General features: G+C 72.1%; 1 protein-coding gene. It reads right to left on the bottom strand.

Annotated features, from left to right (window positions below; translation table 11 throughout):
• Positions 1–1,639 (bottom strand): tRNA (adenosine(37)-N6)-threonylcarbamoyltransferase complex transferase subunit TsaD (gene tsaD / locus ACI38Z_RS07430; protein WP_439789563.1); only part of this gene is annotated, 1,639 nt, incomplete at both ends.

The following is a 1,639-nucleotide window of genomic DNA, read 5'->3' as shown; positions in this document are numbered from 1 at the left end:
GGGTTGGCCGCGACGCCGCCGCCGACGCAGAAGTCCGACACGCCCGTCTCGTCCACGGCGGTCATGGCCTTGGAGACCTGCACGTCGATCACGGCCGCCTCGAAGGAGGCCGCGAGGTCGGGCAGGTTGATGGGGCGCCCGGCCTTGTTCTCGCCCTCGATGTAGGTGATGACGGCCGTCTTGAGGCCCGAGAGGCTGAAGCGGTAGTCGTGGCTGTGCATCATGGCGCGGGGGAAGTGGATGGCCTTCTTGTTGCCCTTGGCCGCGAGGCGCGAGATGACGGGGCCGCCGGGGTAGCCGAGGCCGAGCGCCTTGGCGACCTTGTCGAACGCCTCGCCCACGGCGTCGTCGATCGTGGCGCCGAGGATCTGGTAGTCGCCCCAGTCGCGCACGTGGACGAGCATGGTGTTGCCGCCGGACACGAGGCTCGCCACGAAGGGCGGCGTGAGGTCGGGCGTCTCGAACAGGTTGGCGAGCAGGTGCCCCTCGAGGTGGTTGACGGCCGTGAGCGGGAGGCCCGTGGCCGCGCAGAGGCCCTTGGCGAAGGCGACGCCCACCACGAGCGCGCCCACGAGGCCGGGGCCCGCCGTGACGCCCACGCAGGAGAGGTCGGCCGGGGTGAGCGTGTCGCAGCCAAAGTGCCTGCCCGCCTGGGCCATGGTCTCCTCGTACACGCCGACGATGGCCTCGACGTGCTTGCGCGAGGCGATCTCGGGCACGACGCCGCCGAAGCGCGCGTGGAAGTCGATGGAGGTCGCGACGACGTTGGCGCAGACCTCGCCGTGGGAGTCGATCACGGCCATGGCCGTCTCGTCGCAGGAGGACTCGATTGAGAGGACCAGGGGTCCCGCGGCCGCAAGACGCTCTTTGGTCTGGGCGTCACGCGGGCCCACGGCGATGGGCCACGGCCTGATGGACGCCGACGGCTCCACGTGGTCGAGCGTGTGCTCCGCGTCGACCTTGAGCGGGAGGTCGACCCTCATGACCAGGGCGTCGTGCCCCTCGCCGTAGTAGGCGCGGCGGCGCCCCACCTCCTTGAAGCCAAGGGAGGCGTATGCGGCCCGCGCGGGCTCGTTCTTCTCGTCCACCTCGAGCGACGCCGTGGCCGCGTTGAGGACGTGCGCGTCGTAGCAGATGCGCGAGACGAGGCGCGAGGCCACGCCCTGGCGGCGGCGGTCCGGGCTGACCGCGACGTCGTCCACCTCGAAGTCGTCGCCGGCCATGTGGCCGCCGGCGAAGCCGATGATCGTGCCCAGGTCGTGTGCGACCCACCAGCTGCGGCCCGGCTGCTCGAGCTCCTCGTAGAAGAGCTTGCGCGTCCAGGGCGTGTGGGCGCTGCCGGCGTAGGCGGCGGACTCGATGGCGGCCACGGCGTCCAGGTCGTTGACGGACATGGGGCGCAGCTGCAGGTGACGGTCCGCGAGGGCGTCGTCCACGCCCGTGACCTCGACGCTTGCGGGGGCCTTGAGGCCCAGGCGCTTGCGCTCGTTCTCCTCCGCGTCGGAGAGGCGGGTGTAGATGGGCAGCACGAGCGCCGGGTCGCCGGCGCCGCGGGTGGCCGAGGAGGCCCAGGCTCGCGCGAGGCCCTCCGCCGTGGGGTGCCAGAGCGACTCGTCCAGGATGCGCGCGAGGCCGGCGG

This window comes from Parafannyhessea sp. (assembly GCF_051876455.1).
Classification (GTDB): domain Bacteria; phylum Actinomycetota; class Coriobacteriia; order Coriobacteriales; family Atopobiaceae; genus Parafannyhessea.
The sequence above is the reverse complement of the archived record's forward strand: the minus strand, read 5'-3'. Positions and strand labels throughout refer to the sequence as shown.